Below are 12,840 nucleotides of genomic sequence, written 5' to 3'. Positions count from 1 at the left end.
CCACTACCTTTTTTTATCAGTTGTTGGAATCCTGATCAAAGGGAACGAAGTCCCCATGATTAATTTCATACCGGATTACCACGTCACCATCCTGTTTGGTGATGGCCACATCATTTTCCACGTAGGATTCAATCAGGTGTCCATTGACCATCCGGTTCTGGTAGCAGGTGGGGTTCCGATCCGTGATTCCAGTTCCAGGATCCCCCACGATTTCGCGGATGTCAGTAGCAAAAGCCGTTCCCGCAATGCCAGCTACCAGGGCCAGAGTCATTGCCATCATTTTCATGTTCTTCATCGTGCATCTCTCCTTTTTGTGCATAAAGATAGGGCAGCCGGTTTTCCGGCGCCCTTGTAGAAAGCTATTAAATTCAGGTATAAGTAAAATTGTTCCAACGGTTGGCTTTACGCTCCTCTCAGTCCTGCCAGGACAGCATCGGTGAAGCCATCCATCAGATCATCCAGATCTGCGGCGTTGTTGATGTCTCCGTAGTTGTTGAACGTGGTGTTCATTTCCCGGTTGTCCGTAGATTCGCTGGAATTTGTGATGCCTTCGGCAATGCTGTCGAACACCGCCCTGTTCAGGGGTAAGGCCACTTCGTCACCGGCATCCCCCAGGACACCAATAAGAGGTCTTGTAAAATAGCCGCCTTTGGCATAATGAGGAGTCTTCCCCGCTCCCTGGGCCGCACCGGCAGCCGTATTGGACGCAGCTGCTGCCATGCCGATGCCCACTGCCGCGGACGTACCTCCCGTCAGAAGGCCCGTAGCGATGGGACCTGCAGACGGGTCGATGACCAGTTTCAGCCAGGCCGCAGGAGCCAGAGCCCCGGCCGCTGCCGTTCCCTGAGCCACCGTCTTGGCGGCACTGGCCGCGTTGAGCTTATCTCCGAAGAGAGCCGTCACCAGCATCCCGGAGAGCATCTGGGAAAAATAGCTGGCGATGGTCTTCAGCATGGCCTTCCCCAGATCCAGGAAAGCATCTTTGGCGTTTTTGGCCCCGGTCAGGATATCCGTAAAGGCTGTCTCCAGGCCGCTTAAGGTGGTGGATGCCATGTCCGCAATGAGTTCCAGAGTTCCCATGTGGGCATTCATATAGGCTTCCTGGTACGTATCCATCAGGGACTTTTCCGCATCGATGTTGCTCTGCCGAAGGGCCATTTCTGCAGTGAGAGTCTCCTGGAGCATGGCCAGGGAGTTCTGGTTGTAGGCTTCATCCAGGGCCGCCTGGATGTCTTTTCCCTGGGCAAAGTAGGCATTTCGTTCATCCATGTAGCTTTTGTAGGCCGCTGCCCTTTCCAGGTTGGCCTGTTTTTCAAAGGCGATTTCGTTGGCGCTAGCCTGTTCGTAGGCGATGCCTTTTTCCTTCAAAGCATTCAGAAACACAGCCTTTTCCGTACTGGTAAGGCTGATGAAGTCCTGGGACAGCTTAGCGTACTTGTCATCAATGGAAGCCACCGCTTTTTCCATGTCAGACTGCATCTTCATGACTTCCTGTTCCTGTTTGGAACCGTAGAGGGTAAGTTTGGCAGTAACGGCATCAAAAGACAGGTCCCGGGCTTTGTTCATCAGTTCCCGGTTTTTGGCCTGTTCTTCCGAAAGGGCATCCAGGCGCTTCTGGGCATATAGCTCTGCCAGACGGGTCTTATCCCGTTCGTAGTTCTCGTTGGCAGACCGGGATTTTTCCAGTTCGTCCGTTTCTTCCTTGTACCAACGATCCACCAGGGCACTCTTGGTCTGGAAGGTCCGGAACCATTCTTCTTCGATACTCTTGCTGGTCTGAATAGCGGCATTGGCCAACTGATCTGTTTCTCTGGAGCTTCCTCCCCCTCCGCCACCACCAGAACCACCGCCGCCGCCTCCACCTCCAGAAGGAACTGGGATATCCCCACCTCCCCCTCGAAGATTGCTGAAGTCCGGCAGCTTAAATTCCCGTTTGGCAGGAGTGCTACTGCCCCCGCCACCTTCTCCACCGCTTTCGCTACCCATGGAACCCAGAGCATTGTTGGTTTCCAGGATTTTCTGGATCAAGCTGGAGAGCCAGCTAATGGCTTCGCTGACAAAGTTGGCGATAGTGGAAAGGCCGCTGGAAGCCCAGGAAGGAAGAATACTATCCGCCATGTCAGACAGAATGCTTCCCACTTCATCGATACAGGAACCGATGCCTTCCACCAGATAGGTGAAGGCATTGAGAATCCAGGTCACACATTCACTGAGGACACTGATGAAGTTCAGCACCCCGTTCACCACGGCTCCGATGATCTGGAGGGACGCATAGAAGGCGGCTCCCATCACGGCAGCCACCAGGGTGAACACCGGCTCCATTGCCTGGAGATTGGCGATGATGGTCTGGGCCGCGGCACTGATCATTGCCTGCACAGAATCCACAGCCCGGGTGACCGTTTCCATCTTGATGCCCATAGTCCCCAGCACATCTTCCACGGTCATCCCGCTTTTCCAGATGGCATAGAGGGCCGTAGCCACCGCTGCCGCAGCCGCGATAAAAGGAGCTGCAGCCGCTACTGCTGCCACAAAAGGAGCCGCCATCAGGGCCACCTTGGCCACAAAAAGTCCAATGGCCGGAATGGCAAGGCTAGTTAGGGTACTCACAATCAGTAAGATTCCCGCCTGGAACTCAGGAGGGATGGCCGTCATAAGGGCTTCCGTAAGACCGGAAGACTGGACCGTGGCCGCAAAGTTCGTCAGCATATCCCCCAGGGACTGGAAAATCCCCGTCAGGTTCAGGGCTTCCGCAAGCTGGAGCCCTACCTGGGCCGCAGACTGTTCCAGCCCATCCATCAGGGTGGACCAGGTACCGCTGATGGTCTGGCTCTGCTGATCCATCATGCCCCCAAAGGACTGCTCCATGCCGCCGACTAAGGCCGTGATGCCCGTTGCCGCGTCAATGGCTCCCTTGGACACCATGCTCATGGCTTCCGGCACAGACACACCGATCTGGTCTGCCAGCATCTTCCAGGCAGGGATCCCGGTTTCGGTAAGCTGCATCATTTCACCGGCCTGGACCTTGGACTTGGCGGCCATCTGGCCCAAAGCCAGGGTGATCCGGTTGATGCCTTCCGCCCCAAGCCCAACGCCAGCTGCTGCATCCCCTACCGCTGTTAATGTGGGAATGACCTGCTCGGCAGAAAACCCGAAAGCGATGAACTTCTGAGCCGCCTGAAACACCTGACTGAATTCAAAAGGCGTCTTTGCTGCAAAGTCCTGCATCTTCCCCAGGAAGTCCTGTGCTTTTTCTGCGCTCCCCAGCATATTGGTGAAGGCAGTCTTGGTACTCTGGAGACTGGCCCCTGCTTTCACAGATGCCACTCCCAGGGCAGCCAGGCCGGCCCCGATGCCGCCTAAGACGGCCAGGGATTTCTTCGAAACGTCCAGAGCCTCGCTCCCGAAGGCGGTCTTGATCTGACGTTTGGTTGCATTGAGTTCTTTCCGGAGATCAGAAGTATCCGCCCCGATCTTTACCAGAAGGTCAGCGATGGTTGCCATTTCCGTCAGCTCCTTTCCGTCTGAATTCCTCGAAGAAGGCATCCCGTTCTGCTACGATTTCACTGCTTGTCTTTTTGGGCAGGAAGGGTTTCATCAGCTTCTCTGTCCGTACCGGTTTCCGGGTGTGGACGCTCATGAGACAGGCCACCCAATAGGCAGTCGCCCATTTCTTCCGTTCTTCTGCCTTTACCCGGCACTCGGCCATCCGGTCCAATTCCAGGGGAGTTAACGCATAAAACTGGGCAGGCAGAAGATGCAGGAGGCCATAGGCTACTTCTTCCGCCCACCGCAGCCAGTCGTTAAAAGACGGGACTTCTTCCTGTCCCGCCGTCAGTTTTTTGGCTTCGCTTTTCCCTTGCCCTGTTCTTTACCAGGGTCTTCTTCCGGAAAGATAGCATAGTACACTTCTTTCCCCAGAATTCCGGAACCAGCAATAGCCTTCACCACAGGCTGGACGAATTCTTCCATCTCATGCCCCTGGTCAATGAGTTCCTGCATCTTGGTGGCATACCACTGGGGATTCTTGATGCCGTGCTGCCGGAGGCCGATAGAAAGAAGGGCCGTCAGGATTCCCAGGTTCAGTTCCTGGTTCCGGATAATGTCCCCGGCGCTTTTGCCGGTGATGTTTTCCACCTGGATCAGCCGACCGATATCGAAATACAGATACTGGCCGGGACCAAAGACTTCAAAGTCGATTTTCTTCATGGAATGTTACTCCTCCTCTCAGCCGCCAGTTACGGTCGCACCGTCCGCACTCTTCAAATCGCTTAAGGGACCGTCCCCGGAAATGGTCCCGGACAGGGTGGCTACGTCATCATGAGGGGTGGACAGGCTGCATTCCGTCACGGAGCCCCAGCCGGTCACATAGCTTTTGTCCGGATACTCGAATTTAATGTGGACCTGCTTTCCTGCAAGGAAAGAGGCTTCCAGGAATTTGGCCCCCTTGTCTCCGGCCAGATACACAGATTCCAGGTCCAGGGACCAGTTCCGCAGACCGGGGATGGTGGATTTCCATCCGCTGGACGTTTTACTGCTGGCGTCGATTTCGTCTGCCTGCCGGGTCAGGTCACCGCTCCGCTGGCCCCCTAAGAGCAGCCAGGTGGGGTTAGTATCGGATTCTCCCGCGTTCAGATAAATAAGGTAATCCTTGCCGGCAGTGGCCGTGTTGGAGGCTTCGCTCCGGCTAGGAAACGTTGTAGTTGCCATATTATTCCTCCTTATGGATGTTCTGGATGAGGACTTCCAGGGTGATCACCCCGCTGTAGCCGGTCTCATCCTCCGGGTAGGTTTCGTAGAAATCCACCCCCTGGGCGTTTACGTAAAACTCCTCTCCCGTTAGATCCAGTTGTTCCGTCCCGAACAGGTTGATCAGCTTCTCCGCCAGGGTGTTGATTTCGTACCGTCCTTTGTAGCTGCTGTAAATGTGGATATGGGCCGAAAGGTGGGTCATATCTTCTATCTTGGTGGACTTATCCTGGACCGTCATGGTCCCCAGGGTAATAAACGGCAATACCGCTTCCTGAGGGACATAGTCGTAGACGGCCAGTCCTGTATGGTTTCTCAAAAAGGCCACCAGGGCCTTGTGTACGGCGTTATTGGGTAATCTTTTCATGGTTCCTGGATCGCTTTCTTCACATCCCGGATCAGCTGGGGTTCCACATAGTCATAGGCCGGCTTGAAGAAAGGCTTCCCAGATTGGGCCGGAATCCGGGACCGTTTCGTAAACACAGGGCCTCCCTTAAAGAACCGGAGGGCCTTTTTCTTCTTGGGCCTTACCGTATGGGCCCTACTGCCGAATTCCACCAAATGGGCATAGGGCACATTGCTGTACACCTGGCCTTCCAGCTTCACCGTGGAAAACCGGGTCTTGATGGATTTCTTCAGTTTTCCCGACCGCACCGGTACCCGCTGCCGGGCTTCCCGGGCTACCGCGTTCGTCCCGTTTTTCAGGACTGCTTCCACCCGAAGTCTTGTCTTCCCATCCCAGGCAGAAATCTGCCGGATGGCCTTACTCAGTTCCCCTTCTGGAACTTTTACCGTAAATACGGCCATGGCTACACCCCCTGTTCATACCGATGGACGATCAGCGTGGTACTGTCCCGGTAAGTATTGTCCACGGTCTCGATTTCATAGATTTCCCCCGAAAGCTTGAACCGCCAGCCCCTCCTGATGTCCTTTCGGGGCCGGATTTTGAGACGCAATTGCTCCCGATTCATGGGAGTCCCCTGGGCTTCCTGTTCGGCATAGTTTGTCTGGATCACCTGGGCCCAGATTTTCCCTTCTTCTTTATAGTCCGTATGAAAGCCCCCGTACCCGTCTTCGGAAGGAATAGGCCTAAGAAGGGTAATCCGTTTATCCATCTTCCCGATTTTCACTAGAAGGCTTCCTTCCTTTCCCCAAACAAAAGAGAGCGCAGGGTGAGAAGCAGATTGTGATAATCCGCATCCTCCCTGTGCTCATAGAGATAGGCTACCGAAAAAAGGACGGCCATTTTGAAGGCCGCCGTTTCTTCCGGTTCTTCTTTCCGCAGGGTGTCCAGACAGAGCCGCTCGGAAGAAGCGATGAGACGGGCAATCATGTCATCCTCCTCGTTTCCATCTATCCGGAGATAGGCTTTGGCTTCCTCAATCGTTATGAGTCCCGTCACTGCCATGCTCATCGCCTCCCTCTAAAGCGGTCATCAACCGGCCTGGACCTGCAGGACTTTTACGGTTTCCGGCAGGATCAGGCGGCCATCCACCCGTTCGCTGGCCAGAAATCCGATCTGCCCGTTGGCTGCATAGAGTTCACTGAGCCGTTTGAACTTCCGGCCCTGACGGTCGGCAATCCAGTAGTAGGAGTAGTCCCCCAGGGCAATGACCTTGTTGCCGGCCGCCAGTTCCGGCACGAAAGAAGACGTGCGATACGGCAGGCTAAGGATCCGGTCCGGCTGGCCCACCTGGACAGAAGGCTGCCAGATGTAGTTGCCGTTGTTGTCCTTCAGTTTCCGGATGGCTTTTACCGTGGAATCGTTCAGGATCCAGGAAGCATTTCTGCGGTAGGGGGTTCTCAGGCTGTGGTACAGATCCATCATGTCATCGAAGGTGATGGCGGTCTTCCCGGCCGTCACTCCCACTTCCGCTCCCTGGAACACACCCATAGGTTTATGCTGGCCATCGCCCACCAGGAAGGCTTCTTCTTCCTTAGTGCCGATCCGTCTGGCAAATTCCTGAGTGATGTAGCTTTCCAGGTCAAAGACGCTGTCATTCATCAGTTCTTCGGAGACCCGGATGGCAGTCCCCAGCTTATGGGCTCCCAAGTTCACCTGGCTGAAGGTGTCATCGCTTTCCGGATAGACACTGCCTTCTTCCATCCAGGCCGCTTCCCCATGGCTGGCTACAACAGGGATCGTGTGGTCCCCGGAAGACGTGCGGATGGTATGGGCCAGGCTGCGGAAGAAGTTCTCTTCTTGGAGGGCTGCCACCAGAGTGTGTTCGTATTCATCCGGGACCAGGTACCCGCCTTCGGGATCAGAACCGATGGTCAGGGTGTCTTTGATTTCCTGGATGTTGCCCTTCCCCCGGAAGGCCTGCCAGAAGGCTTTGGTGTAGGCATCGCTGGCCCGTCCCACTTTGGTGTCCGGTTTCAGGTTTCCGGCACCGGGATTGACCTTGAGTGCCGTATCAATAGTCTTATTCATTTCATCATCGATGTTCCGCTGGCGTTCCAGCCGTTCGATTTCTTTTCCCAGGGCCACCACTTTTTCTTCCATCCGGTCGTAAACAGCGCTGTCTTCCGCAGAGACCATGCCGTCTTTGTCCCTATGGGATTCCAGGAAGGCTTTAGCCATTTCCCAGGTGTTGGCTCTTTCTTCTCTCAGTTTCAGAATCTGATTCATGGATATTCCTCCTTAATGCACAAGAAGGCCCAGCCGCTTCATGAGTTTGTCCGCGGGGACCTTGTCGTTTGCAGGTTCTTTTGTTTTCTTATTGATGGACAGTTTAGTCAAAAGAGAATTCGTAACGGCTGCCCGACTAAAAAGCATGGCATCTACGTCCGACTCTCCCTCTTTATTCTCTTCCGTATAGAGGATGGAATCCGCAAACCCCAGTTCCACCGCTTTTTTTGCGTTGAACCAGGATTCTGCATCCATCAGCCTGGAAATCTTGTTCCGGGACAGGCCCGTCTTGATTTCATAGGCGTTTACGATGCTTTCCTTCACTTCAGCCAGCATATCGATGGCTTTCTGCATCTCCTTACTGTCCCCGATGGCCACCGTGATGGGATTGTGGATCATCATCATGGCCACCGGGGACATTTCCACCTGGCTCCCGGCCATGGCAATGACACTGGCTGCAGAAGCCGCCAGCCCATCAATCTTCACAGTTACCCGACCGGGATAGTCCATGAGCATGTTATAGATCTGGGCTGCCGCAAACACATCTCCCCCAGGGGAATTGATCCAGATGGTAATATCTCCGCTCCCGGCCATCAGCTCGTCTTTGAACATTTTAGGGGTCACTTCATCCCCGAACCAGGTTTCATCGGAGATTTCCCCGGAAAGGTACAGGGTGCGGGCTTCTTCGCCTTCGTTCTTCACCCAGTTCCAAAATTTACGTTTCATGGGGTTCCTCCTTATTGCCAGAGCCTGCAAAAAGGCCGGCATCTTTTAATTTCGTCATATTTCCGTTGATGAGATACAGATCCCCGCCCTCTTCTTCCGGGATCCGGTTCATGTTCTCCAGTTCCCGGATATCGTTGGCAGATAGCCACCCGTTCTGGCGGCCTACGGCATAGCCGTTCATCCGGCTTTCGTAGTCGCCCCGGAGAAGCCCGTCCACATTGAAGTGGATTTCATATCGGGTCCGTTCTTCCGGGGTCAGAAGAGATTGGTCCATGGCCTGTTCCCACCGGGCCACCCAGGGGCCTAGGGTGTATTTCACAAATTCCAGAGACTGCTGCTCGATATTGGAGAAGGTGGATTTTTCCAGGTCTCCGATCATGTGAGGGGGGACCCGGAAGATTCGGGCAATCTCGTCAATCTGGAACTTCCGGGTTTCCAGGAACTGGGCCTGGTCTGGAGAGATGCCAATGGGCGAATACTTCATGCCCTCTTCCAATACGGCCACCTTCCCCGCATTGCTGCTGCCTCCAAATTGGGACTGCCAGGCTTCCCGGACCCGCTGAGGATCCTTGATGGTCCCCGGATGCTCCAGGACGCCGCTGGGAGAAGCCCCGTTGGCAAAGAACTTGGCCCCGAACTCCTCACAAGCAATGGCCATGCCGATGGCGTTCTTGGCCATGGCAATGGGAGAATATCCCACCAGGCCGTCAAACCCCAGGCCGGGAATGTGCATCACGTTCTCCTTCCGGAGCCGGACGGTGCCGTATTCTTTGATTTTTGGGTTCTCGTCCGTGGCTTTGGTGTAGAGATAGTAAATCTCCCCATCTCCGTCCCGGCACACTTCCATCCGGTCCGGCATCAGGGGATACAAGGCTACCACCTGGCCCCGTCCGTTCCGGATGATCTGGGCGAAAGCATTCCCCCACAGCAGAAGGTGGGTCATGAGAGTCTCCCGAAAGACGAAGCTGGTCATCTCCGGGTTCGGGGCATCATGGAGAAGCCCGGCCAGAGGATGGTTGAAATCCCGCATCTTCCCATTTCCCTCCCGGTTGTACCGAAAGAGATGAAGGGGAAGTCCTGCAATGGATTCCGAAAGGACCCGGACGCAGGCGTAAACTGCTGTCATCTGCATGGCGGACCGCTCGTTCACCGCCTTCCCGGAAGAAGAACCTCCGAAAAAGAACCAGTGTCCGCCTCCCAGAAGGCTGTTTTGGGGCTTGTCTCTGGTCCTAAACCAGGTAAATGGATTGAACATAATAGTCTCCTATTATATAATTTGCTAAAGCATTGAATTGCGGAATCTCCGCCTCTTTAAAATAAATCCAAAGAAGGTGACAGAGTATGCTGGGAAAACCGGATGCAGGCTGGTCAAAAGTTACCATGGGCGAATTCGAGGAATACGCCAGTTATCTGACCAACGTCCCTATAGACTGCCTCGAAGCATGCATCCACAGAGTCAAAGGAAAAGGGCCTTTGGCATTTGTTTTTGAGGCTGAAGGGCCAGGAAGATTTTTTGTCCTCGCAACCGCTTATAATACCGTAATTAAATGGGAAGAGGACGATACACCTGAATCCTGCCATCTAATCCCGGGTGTCAATGATGTCCAACTTGTTCTGGAAACTGTCCATGACATCGAACAGTATCTGAACGACTGGGCCGAAGACTGGCATACATGCACTGCCGAAGAATTGATCAATAAATTAAACGAACTGAAGGAACTCCTTCCATCCTGGTACCAGAGGGAAAACATTAAAATATCTCACTTTCAGAAGGAGGAAGATCAATGAAAACCTGGGACGATTATAAAAACCACGTGAAATCCCTCAGTGAAGAAGAACGCCGCAACATGGAAAACATTGAAAATCTTGTTACCCGCAGGCCAAAGGCTCTCGGATCAATGACAAAGGAAGAACTGACTGCCGATATTCAGGCAAGTATGAATTCCATCAAGGCGGGTCGGATCTATACTGATGAAGAAGTAGATAAAATCCTGAAAGAAGATTTCAGTAAAGCCAGGCTGAATAAAGTTGAATCATAAGCAACCCTGCCCCCATGGAGCAGGGTCTTTTTCTATACAAACAACAGCCCCCGGGAGTCATAGACACTCTCATGGGCATTGTTCCCGCACCTTATGGCCCGGTCCAAGCCCATGATGGTGGCAATGGCCCCGTCGATCTTTTCTGTGGATTTCTCTTTGTCCGCCTTGATGTTTCCGGCAGGATCCCTTCGAATGTAAATATTGTCCATCATCCAGCGAAGGACTGGATGCCCTCCATGAGCAATGCGCTGCTCCAGCGTGAGCTTCATAAGCTCCTTGGTGGGAGGGCTCATGTCCTTGAATCCCTGTCCGAAGGGAACCACCGTAAAGCCCATCCCTTCCAGGTTCTGGACCATCTGTACGGCGCCCCATCGGTCAAAGGCAATTTCCTGGATATTGAACCGTTCACCCAGTTTCTCGATGAACTTTTCAATATACCCGTAGTGGATGACGTTCCCTTCGGTTGTCTGGATGAACCCCTGTTTGGCCCAGATGTCATACATCACATGGTCCCGCTTTACCCTAAGCGGCAAGGTTTCCTCCGGCAGCCAGAAGTACGGCAAAATGCAGTACTTGTCCTGGTCGTCCAAGGGAGGGAACACCAGTACAAAGGCGGTAATGTCCGTGGTGCTGGAAAGGTCCAGTCCGCCGTAGCAGATCCGGCCTTCCAGATCTTCCTCCCGCACCGGGAAAGCACAGGCATCCCACTTATCCATAGGCATCCACCGAACAGACTGCTTCACCCATTGGTTCAGCCGCAGCTGCCGGAACACATTCTCTTCGCTGGGTGTCTCTTTGGCGGATTCGCAGGCGGCCTTCACTTTGTCGATCCCCACAGTGATCCCCAGGGAGGGGTTGGCCTTCTTCCACACCTTCGGGTCGGTCCAGTCATCCTGTTCCGCGGCCCCGTAGATCACCGGATAAAACGTAGGGTCATGCTTTCTCCCTTCCAGGATATCCATAGCTTTCTGATGGACTTCGTAGCAGATGCTGTGAGTATCCGTCCCGGCTGTGGTAATGAGAAAGTACAGAGGCTGCATTCGGGCATCCCCGGAGCCTTTGGTCATCACGTCGAACAATTCCCGGTTGGGCTGGGTGTGGAGCTCATCAAACACCACCCCATGGATGTTGAACCCGTGCTTGGAGTAAGCTTCTGCAGACAAAACCTGGTAGAAGCTGTTGGTGGGACGAAACACCATCCGCTTCTGGGAAGACAGGATCTTGACCCGCTTGCTGAGAGCCGGGCACATCCGGACCATATCGGCCGCTACTTCAAAAACGATGGAGGCCTGCTGCCGGTCTGCGGCACAGCCATAGACTTCGGCCCCTTCTTCCCCGTCCCCGCAACAGAGCAGGAGTGCCACAGCTGCGGCCAGCTCACTGTTATGGGTCGGTATAAAAGACCGCCCGGCAAGGTAGCAATGACTCCGGCTGTCCACCTGGATGCACTGCATGGAGACTTTTTCCTTTATCGGCTCGATGCTCTCCAGATAATGGAAAAGGGAGCGTGTCTTTTTCACACGTTCCCTCTTCCGGCTGCTTTTTCTTTTCAGTTGTGATGTCGGTTGGTCAGAAAATGAAGTGAACCGGATGACATAGAGCGTTTCCCCGGTGGGTTTGCCATACCGCAGGGAAGGCCCTTCCGTCATGGCGTTCTTGATGCCAAGACTCCAGAGCAGTTCCCGCGCATCCAGGGCAAGCTGCCTGATCGTGCTGGTATAGGTGCTCTGTGCTTTTTTGTCCCCGATGCTCCCGTCAGAATCCACAAGGCCCTGGAGAAGTCGCCAGCGCTGTGCCTCAGATGCCCGAAGATATTCCGGACGGATCCTTTTATCCCTGAAGGTCGGTACGAGGATGTCCCGCAATTCATCAAAATACACCACATCGCTCCCGCCGCACTTCTGTGGATAGCGGTTATGCGTTTCATAAGGAATATGGGACAGGACTTCTTCCACGTCCTCTGTCCGGATGGTGATGCAGGGTTTGTTGGCACATCCATTCCCCAGCCAGTATCCGTAAAGGTACGGATCAAGGGGGAGCTGTGCGGGAAGCGTCTGCAGAGGGCTGGCAACGGGGATTCGGATTAAGGACCGACGCGCTTCGGGGGTTCCTATAAAACGTTCTCTGTATGCCCTGACCTTTTTATAGATCTCTCCTGTGGTCCATTCCTTTTTCTTCCGTTTCCCGTGAATGTATTCCACATCCCACAAATGGCGCTCGCCGGCCACAATGGAGGAACCGTCCCGGAATGTCAGGCGATAGGCCTGTTCCGTGTCATCCACTACGCTTTTGGCCACGATATTGCAAGGGGTTCCCGTTTCATCAAAGACCCGGTCTCCCACCATAAGTTCTCCTATGGTTTTCCAGCCATCAGGAGTCGGGATCGGCGTATCAAGGGCCAGCTGCTTTCCTTGCTTCTTAGGGATCTCGATGTAGGCCGTATTGAACTGTCGGTACCCGTTGGGTTTTACCGTCCCGAACAGATCCCGGATGATCTGTTCCTGCCAGTCGATCAGTTCAAAGGGATGGCCCGCCCAGGTTCCCTTGGTGTGACACAAGCTCTCGATAAAGGCCACTGCATAATCTGCCAATTCTTTGTTGTAGGTGGACGTTTTAGCTTTGAACTTAGTGGGCTTGTACTTTTTGAGTTTCCGCATTGGGCTGCCTCCCTTCTTTTGAAATATGCAGTAGAAAAGG

At 54.0% G+C, this 12,840-nt stretch carries 15 protein-coding genes; 2 read left to right on the top strand and 13 right to left on the bottom strand.

The annotated features are described in order from the left end of the window. Positions 1-16 precede the first annotated feature (16 nt). The 12 genes from FX155_RS05865 to FX155_RS05810 form a co-directional block, all read right to left on the bottom strand. A complete protein-coding gene (locus FX155_RS05865; protein WP_154488043.1) occupies positions 17-295 on the bottom strand; it encodes a hypothetical protein in 279 nt (92 codons plus the stop codon). Positions 296-402: 107 nt separating this feature from the next. Next, complete coding sequence (locus FX155_RS05860; protein ID WP_195839617.1) at positions 403-3,501, bottom strand: tape measure protein; 3,099 nt, start codon at positions 3,499-3,501, stop codon at positions 403-405. Beyond that, the gene (locus FX155_RS05855; protein WP_014128914.1) at positions 3,485-3,706 is read right to left on the bottom strand and encodes a hypothetical protein; all 222 of its coding nucleotides are present in this window, start codon (positions 3,704-3,706) and stop codon (positions 3,485-3,487) included. The genes FX155_RS05860 and FX155_RS05855 overlap by 17 nt, the downstream gene beginning before the upstream one ends. A 125-nt stretch (positions 3,707-3,831) precedes the next feature. Further along, positions 3,832-4,206, bottom strand: coding sequence for a hypothetical protein (locus tag FX155_RS05850; RefSeq protein ID WP_014128915.1), 375 nt, complete (start codon positions 4,204-4,206; stop codon positions 3,832-3,834). 18 nt (positions 4,207-4,224) lie between these two features. Beyond that, complete coding sequence (locus tag FX155_RS05845; RefSeq protein WP_014128916.1) at positions 4,225-4,707, bottom strand: phage tail tube protein; 483 nt, start codon at positions 4,705-4,707, stop codon at positions 4,225-4,227. Position 4,708: 1 nt separating this feature from the next. Next, positions 4,709-5,113: a DUF3168 domain-containing protein gene (locus tag FX155_RS05840; protein ID WP_154488041.1), complete on the bottom strand. Its 405-nt coding sequence runs from the start codon at positions 5,111-5,113 to the stop codon at positions 4,709-4,711. Further along, positions 5,110-5,553, bottom strand: coding sequence for an HK97-gp10 family putative phage morphogenesis protein (locus tag FX155_RS05835; RefSeq protein WP_154488040.1), 444 nt, complete (start codon positions 5,551-5,553; stop codon positions 5,110-5,112). The genes FX155_RS05840 and FX155_RS05835 overlap by 4 nt, the downstream gene beginning before the upstream one ends. 2 nt (positions 5,554-5,555) lie before the next feature. Next, positions 5,556-5,876 carry a phage head closure protein gene (locus tag FX155_RS05830; RefSeq protein ID WP_154488039.1) on the bottom strand — a complete coding sequence of 107 codons (321 nt, stop codon included), beginning with the start codon at positions 5,874-5,876 and terminating at the stop codon, positions 5,556-5,558. Further along, positions 5,876-6,160 carry a head-tail connector protein gene (locus FX155_RS05825; protein ID WP_154488038.1) on the bottom strand — a complete coding sequence of 95 codons (285 nt, stop codon included), beginning with the start codon at positions 6,158-6,160 and terminating at the stop codon, positions 5,876-5,878. The genes FX155_RS05830 and FX155_RS05825 overlap by 1 nt, the downstream gene beginning before the upstream one ends. Before the next feature lie 21 nt (positions 6,161-6,181). Continuing rightward, positions 6,182-7,378, bottom strand: coding sequence for a phage major capsid protein (locus FX155_RS05820; protein ID WP_014128921.1), 1,197 nt, complete (start codon positions 7,376-7,378; stop codon positions 6,182-6,184). Between the two features lie 12 nt (positions 7,379-7,390). Then, positions 7,391-8,104, bottom strand: coding sequence for a head maturation protease, ClpP-related (locus FX155_RS05815; protein WP_154488037.1), 714 nt, complete (start codon positions 8,102-8,104; stop codon positions 7,391-7,393). Continuing rightward, positions 8,094-9,359: a phage portal protein gene (locus tag FX155_RS05810; RefSeq protein ID WP_229778454.1), complete on the bottom strand. Its 1,266-nt coding sequence runs from the start codon at positions 9,357-9,359 to the stop codon at positions 8,094-8,096. The genes FX155_RS05815 and FX155_RS05810 overlap by 11 nt, the downstream gene beginning before the upstream one ends. Before the next feature lie 86 nt (positions 9,360-9,445). On the opposite strand from FX155_RS05810, the gene FX155_RS05805 reads away from it, so the two are divergent. After that, complete coding sequence (locus tag FX155_RS05805) at positions 9,446-9,892, top strand: hypothetical protein (RefSeq protein WP_154488036.1); 447 nt, start codon at positions 9,446-9,448, stop codon at positions 9,890-9,892. Beyond that, positions 9,889-10,143: a transcriptional regulator gene (locus FX155_RS11515; RefSeq protein ID WP_229778453.1), complete on the top strand. Its 255-nt coding sequence runs from the start codon at positions 9,889-9,891 to the stop codon at positions 10,141-10,143. Before FX155_RS05805 ends, FX155_RS11515 begins: the two co-directional genes overlap by 4 nt. Before the next feature lie 32 nt (positions 10,144-10,175). Here FX155_RS11515 and FX155_RS05795 read toward each other — a convergent pair whose 3' ends face one another. Further along, entirely contained in the window at positions 10,176-12,800 is a 2,625-nt protein-coding gene (locus tag FX155_RS05795) for a terminase TerL endonuclease subunit (protein ID WP_154488035.1), read from the bottom strand. Positions 12,801-12,840 lie beyond the last annotated feature (40 nt).

Source organism: Acidaminococcus fermentans, assembly GCF_009696675.1.
Classification (GTDB): domain Bacteria; phylum Bacillota; class Negativicutes; order Acidaminococcales; family Acidaminococcaceae; genus Acidaminococcus.
The sequence above is the reverse complement of the archived record's forward strand: the minus strand, read 5'-3'. Positions and strand labels throughout refer to the sequence as shown.

Excerpts from the sequence above, each read along its gene's own strand:
- FX155_RS05795 (WP_154488035.1), bottom strand. The coding sequence starts at position 12,800 with ATGCGGAAACTCAAAAAGTACAAGCCCACTAAGTTCAAAGCTAAAACG.
- FX155_RS05855 (WP_014128914.1), bottom strand. The coding sequence starts at position 3,706 with ATGGCCGAGTGCCGGGTAAAGGCAGAAGAACGGAAGAAATGGGCGACT.
- FX155_RS05825 (WP_154488038.1), bottom strand. The coding sequence starts at position 6,160 with ATGAGCATGGCAGTGACGGGACTCATAACGATTGAGGAAGCCAAAGCC.
- FX155_RS05820 (WP_014128921.1), bottom strand. The coding sequence starts at position 7,378 with ATGAATCAGATTCTGAAACTGAGAGAAGAAAGAGCCAACACCTGGGAA.
- FX155_RS05860 (WP_195839617.1), bottom strand. The coding sequence starts at position 3,501 with ATGGCAACCATCGCTGACCTTCTGGTAAAGATCGGGGCGGATACTTCT.
- FX155_RS05845 (WP_014128916.1), bottom strand. The coding sequence starts at position 4,707 with ATGGCAACTACAACGTTTCCTAGCCGGAGCGAAGCCTCCAACACGGCC.
- FX155_RS05815 (WP_154488037.1), bottom strand. The coding sequence starts at position 8,104 with ATGAAACGTAAATTTTGGAACTGGGTGAAGAACGAAGGCGAAGAAGCC.
- FX155_RS11515 (WP_229778453.1), top strand. The coding sequence starts at position 9,889 with ATGAAAACCTGGGACGATTATAAAAACCACGTGAAATCCCTCAGTGAA.
- FX155_RS05850 (WP_014128915.1), bottom strand. The coding sequence starts at position 4,206 with ATGAAGAAAATCGACTTTGAAGTCTTTGGTCCCGGCCAGTATCTGTAT.
- FX155_RS05810 (WP_229778454.1), bottom strand. The coding sequence starts at position 9,359 with ATGTTCAATCCATTTACCTGGTTTAGGACCAGAGACAAGCCCCAAAAC.
- FX155_RS05805 (WP_154488036.1), top strand. The coding sequence starts at position 9,446 with ATGCTGGGAAAACCGGATGCAGGCTGGTCAAAAGTTACCATGGGCGAA.
- FX155_RS05840 (WP_154488041.1), bottom strand. The coding sequence starts at position 5,113 with ATGAAAAGATTACCCAATAACGCCGTACACAAGGCCCTGGTGGCCTTT.
- FX155_RS05835 (WP_154488040.1), bottom strand. The coding sequence starts at position 5,553 with ATGGCCGTATTTACGGTAAAAGTTCCAGAAGGGGAACTGAGTAAGGCC.
- FX155_RS05865 (WP_154488043.1), bottom strand. The coding sequence starts at position 295 with ATGAAGAACATGAAAATGATGGCAATGACTCTGGCCCTGGTAGCTGGC.